The sequence below is a fragment of the Xenophilus sp. genome, assembly GCF_044462705.1.
GTDB classification, from domain to species: Bacteria; Pseudomonadota; Gammaproteobacteria; order Burkholderiales; family Burkholderiaceae_C; genus Xenophilus; species Xenophilus azovorans.
In genome coordinates this window covers 1-4,370 of sequence record NZ_JBIQNC010000298.1, presented here as the reverse complement: position 1 = coordinate 4,370, position 4,370 = coordinate 1, and the positions used below count along the sequence as shown (strand labels likewise).

The 4,370-nt window shown below is 73.0% G+C and carries 5 protein-coding genes; 2 read left to right on the top strand and 3 right to left on the bottom strand.

Going from position 1 to position 4,370, the window contains the following annotated elements; translation table 11 throughout:
- On the bottom strand, window positions 1–806 hold an 806-nt coding region (locus ACIY1X_RS25080; protein ID WP_399686039.1), incomplete at its 3' end, for a dihydrodipicolinate synthase family protein.
- A 307-nt stretch (window positions 807–1,113) separates the two neighbouring features.
- Between ACIY1X_RS25080 and ACIY1X_RS25075 the strand changes: the two genes are divergently transcribed.
- Complete coding sequence (locus ACIY1X_RS25075) at window positions 1,114–1,605, top strand: molybdenum cofactor biosynthesis protein MoaE (protein WP_399686037.1); 492 nt, start codon at window positions 1,114–1,116, stop codon at window positions 1,603–1,605.
- Window positions 1,606–1,614: 9 nt separating this feature from the next.
- On the opposite strand, the gene ACIY1X_RS25070 is transcribed toward ACIY1X_RS25075, so the two are convergent.
- Window positions 1,615–2,457 carry a phosphatase PAP2 family protein gene (locus ACIY1X_RS25070; protein WP_399686034.1) on the bottom strand — a complete coding sequence of 281 codons (843 nt, stop codon included), beginning with the start codon at window positions 2,455–2,457 and terminating at the stop codon, window positions 1,615–1,617.
- A 97-nt stretch (window positions 2,458–2,554) separates the two neighbouring features.
- Window positions 2,555–3,553 (bottom strand): Bug family tripartite tricarboxylate transporter substrate binding protein, encoded by a 999-nt coding sequence (locus ACIY1X_RS25065; RefSeq protein WP_399686032.1) that lies wholly within the window; start codon window positions 3,551–3,553, stop codon window positions 2,555–2,557.
- A 189-nt stretch (window positions 3,554–3,742) separates the two neighbouring features.
- On the opposite strand from ACIY1X_RS25065, the gene ACIY1X_RS25060 reads away from it, so the two are divergent.
- The coding region (locus ACIY1X_RS25060; RefSeq protein ID WP_399686029.1) for a Clp protease N-terminal domain-containing protein at window positions 3,743–4,370 on the top strand (628 nt) is incomplete at its 3' end.

The window sequence follows — 4,370 nt, the reverse complement described above, 5'->3', positions numbered from 1 at the left end:
TCGTTCGCCATCTCGCCCTGCTGCGCCAGCAGCGCCTTGAGCGGGCCCGGGTTGGGCTCGGCGAAGAGGGCGTCCACCAGCGGCTGCAGGGGCTGCCACAGCCGGCGCGCCTCGGCCAGGCGGCCTTCGCGCAGCAGCGCGACCATGCGGGCCCAGCGCGCCGTGTGCAGGTGCGCGCTGGCCGCGATGGCGCCCGCGCCGCCTTCGGCCAGCGTGGCGAAGACCTGCGCGTCCTCGCCCGCCAGCACCTGCAGGCGCCCGTCGGCGATCAGGGCGCGGGTCTTGCCGGCATCGCCGCCGCAGTCCTTCACCGCCACGATGCGCGGGTGCGCCGCGAGGGCCAGCAGCGTTTCGGGCGCGATCGTGACGCCCGTGCGGTAGGGGATGTCGTAGAGCAGCACCGGCACGGCGCTCGCGTCGGCGATGGCCTCGAACCAGGCCAGCAGGCCGGCCTGCGAGGGACGGATGTAGCTCGGCGCGGACACCAGCAGGCCGGCCACGCGGTCCGGGCCGAAGCGGCGCACGCGCTCGAGCATCCGGCCCAGGTGCTGGCCGGACAGGCCCATGATGCGGGGCACGGCGGGCGCGGCTGCCGCCACCGTCTCGAGCACGGCGGCCTGCTCCGTCTCGTCCAGCGCGGCCGCTTCGCCGGTGGAGCCGCAGACCACGAGGCCCGCGATGCCCTGCGGGGCGAGCCGCCGGCACAGGGCAGCGAGGGCGCCGTGATCGACCTGGCCGCCGCGCAGGGGCGTGACCAGCGGGATCCAGAGGCCGGAGAAGTCGGCCGGGGAGGATGGGAGGGACATGTCGGGGTTCCTTTGCAAAGACGCATCACGATGACCGATGGGGGACCATCGGCGGACGGGCGCAGTGCGATGCAGGGAAGGCCGACCAGGGGCGGGTGGCTGTCCGCGGCTCCGTCGCTCATCCGACGACGGAACCGCAGCTCCGGTCAGACGAGCTGGGGTTTTTCGGCTTTGGCCGCTGCCGTGCATGCGGGCGCCGGATCCTGGAGGACCAGTGCCAAGCGCAGTGCGGACGAGCGGGAAGCCACGGGACGAGTCTAGCGTCGGCGCGGCTGCATCCGTGCGGCGCGGATGCCACAATTTGCCGATGACCCCGTCTCCGGCGCCGCGCGTGCGCATCCAGACCCAGGACTTCGACCTCGCCGCCGAAGTCGCCGCGCTGCGCGCCGGCGATGCGCGCGCAGGCGCCGTGTGCAGCTTCGTCGGCACGGTGCGCGACCGCAGCGACGGCGAGGCGGTCGCGGCCATGGAACTGGAGCACTACCCCGGCATGACCGAGAAGGCCATCGAGGCCATGATCGACGAGGCGCAGCGGCGCTTCGGCATCCTCGGCGCGCGGGTGGTGCACCGGGTGGGCCCGCTCCTGCCGCTGGACCAGATCATGATGGTGGCCGTCACCTCGGCCCACCGGGGCGAGGCCTTCCAGGCCTGCGAGTTCCTGATGGACTACCTCAAGACCCAGGCGCCCTTCTGGAAGAAGGAGTCCACGCCCGAGGGCGCGCGCTGGGTGGACGCGCGCGTGGCCGACGACGAGGCGCTGGCGCGCTGGGGCATCCAGGCCGCCAACGCGCCGGACTGAGGGGCCGGCTCAGGGCGCCAGCCCGGTCGAGGTGCCGAGGGCGGCCGCCTCGGCGGCGCAGCCGGCCGCCGGCGGCACCAGGCCCCTGGCGCGGGCGTCGGCGACCTCGGCCCTGGCGGCGGCCACCTGGGCCTTGAACACGGCGTTCTCGTGCAGCCGTGCCACGGTGGCCGAGCCCATCAGGCGGCCGGCCTCGATGTCGCTCTTCCAGTGCACGCCGCAGACGCCGCGGCTCTGGGCGAAGGCGCGGCCGCGCTGCAGCAGCGCGTCGGTGCGGTCGGGCGCCACTTCCGTCAGCACCAGCGCCCAGGCCCAGCCCAGGGCGGAGTGGCCCGAGGGGTAGGAGCCGTCCTTGCGCAGGGCCGCTTCGTCGTTCGGCGTGCAGGAGCCGGTGTTGAAGGCCACGAAGGGCCGGGTGCGCTGGTACTTGTCCTTGGCCTTGTAGGTGGACAGGCCGGCGTCGGACAGCGTCCGGCGCAGCAGCATGTTCAGGTGCGGGGTGTTCCGCTCGGAGATGTCGACGCCCAGCGCGCAGGCGAAATGGCCGGCGGCCTGCGGGAACCGGAGCACGGCGTCCTTCGTGGCCTGGGCGCCGCGCGGGCCGCTGCGCAGGGCGGTCAGGGCGCGGAAGGCCTCGCCGTCGGCGGCCAGCGCGGCCGAGCCTTCGGCCGGCGGCGGTGGCAGCAGCGCCAGGCTGTCCGGCAACTCGGCCCGCGCCAGGTAGCCGTTCAGGTAGCCGGAACCCGGGCGGGACTCGCCCACCTCGGCCACCGTGGTCGGCGGCGGGGTGGTGCAGGCTGCCGCAAGCAGGCAGGCGGCCAGCGTGGCCGCGGGGAGCAGGAAGGGGCGCATGGCTTGTCTCCGGATCGCAGTGGTGGCGCGGCGATGCTATCGGCCGCCACGCCTGCTTCGGCGTAACGGACGGGACAGGAGACGGGGCGCCGCCCGGTTATTGCGGCTGGAAGCCGCTGGCCTTGATGATGCCTTCCCAGGTCTGCGTGTAGGTGCGCACGCGGCCGGCGAACTGGCCCTGCGGCTCGTAGGCGACGTTCAGGCCCATGTCGGTCAGCTTCTTCTTCACGTCGGGCATGGCCAGCACCTTCTGCAGCGCGGCACCGAAGCGGTCGACCACGGGCTGGGGCGTGCCCACGGGCGCGAAGATGCCGTACCAGGGGTAGTCGGTCAGGTTCTGGAAGCCCAGCTCGGTGAAGGTGGGCACGCCGGGCAGCAGCGGGTCGCGCTTGGCGCCGATGGTGGCGACGATGCGCACCTTGCCCTGCTTCTGGTACTCGATGAAGTCCGGCACCGAGGCGATGCCCGAGGAGATCTGGTTGCCCAGCATGTCCGCCGTCATGGGCGCGCTGCCGCGGTAGGGCGCGGCCTGCACGTCGATGCCGTACTTCTTGGCGATGAGCTGCACCAGGAAGACGGGGATCGAGCCCGGTGCGGGCACGCCGATCGTGTCCTTGCCGCCCTTGGCGGTCTTCACCCAGTTCACGTACTCCTGCATCGTCTTCGCCGGCGTGGCGCCGGAGACGGCCAGCACGTTGGCGAAGGTGGCGAAGCCGGCCACCGGCGTGAAGTCGCTGGCCGGGTCGAAGCCGGGGTTGCGGGTCACCTGGGGCAGGATGGAGATGCTGTGGTCGTGGGTCAGGAAGAGGGTGTGGCCGTCGGCGGGCGCGGCCTTCAGCGCCTGCGCCGCGATCTGGCCGCCGGCGCCGGCGCGGTTCTCGACCACCACGTTGGTGCCCAGCTCGTCCTTGAGCTTCTCGGCCAGGACGCGGGCGATGGCGTCGGAGCCGGCGCCGGCCGGGAAGCCCACCAGCAGGCGGATCGGCGTGCCCGCGGGCTGGGCCGTGGCCAGGCCGGCGGCGGCCAGCAGCATGCCGGCGGCGAAGGTGCGGCGCAGCAGGCGCGAGGCAAAGGGGAGGGAAGAGGCAAGGGGCATGGGGCGAACTCCGGGAGAAAAGCGCAATGATGCCGAAATTGCTCGCACGAAACGCGCCCGCCGCGGCCGCAAAGGCGGTTGATCGAGCGCAAGCGCGGCTTCCGCCGGCAGCCTTTTGCCGGCCGGCCGGGTTGAATCGTGCTGCGAGGGCCCCATATCCGCTGCAATCCCGGAAGTTCCTTCATCACCATGCGACAAGACAAACTGACCACCAAGTTCCAGGAGGCGCTGGCCGACGCCCAGTCGCTGGCCCTGGGCAACGACAACCCCTACATCGAGCCCGTGCACCTGCTGGCCGCCATGCTGCGCCAGGAGGACGGGCCCCGCGCCCTGCTGGAGCGCGCCGGCGCCAACGTGCCGGGCCTGTCCGCCGCGGCCGAGAACGCCATCAAGCGCCTGCCCCAGGTGCAGGGCGGCGAGATGGTGCAGGTCGGCCCCGACCTGGCCAAGCTGCTGCAGGCCACCGAGAAGGAGGCCATCAAGCGCGGCGACCAGTTCATCGCCGGCGAGCTGTTCCTGCTGGCGGTGGCCGACAGCAAGGCCGACGTGGGCCGCATCGCCAAGGAGAACGGCCTGACCCGCAAGAGCCTGGAGGCGGCCATCGAGGCCGTGCGCGGCGGCCAGGGCGTGGACAGCGCCGACGCCGAGGCGCAGCGCGGCGCCCTCAAGAAGTACACGCTGGACCTCACCGAGCGCGCCCGCCAGGGCAAGCTGGACCCGGTGATCGGCCGCGACGAGGAGATCCGCCGCGCCATCCAGGTGCTGCAGCGCCGCACCAAGAACAACCCCGTGCTGATCGGCGAGCCCGGCGTGGGCA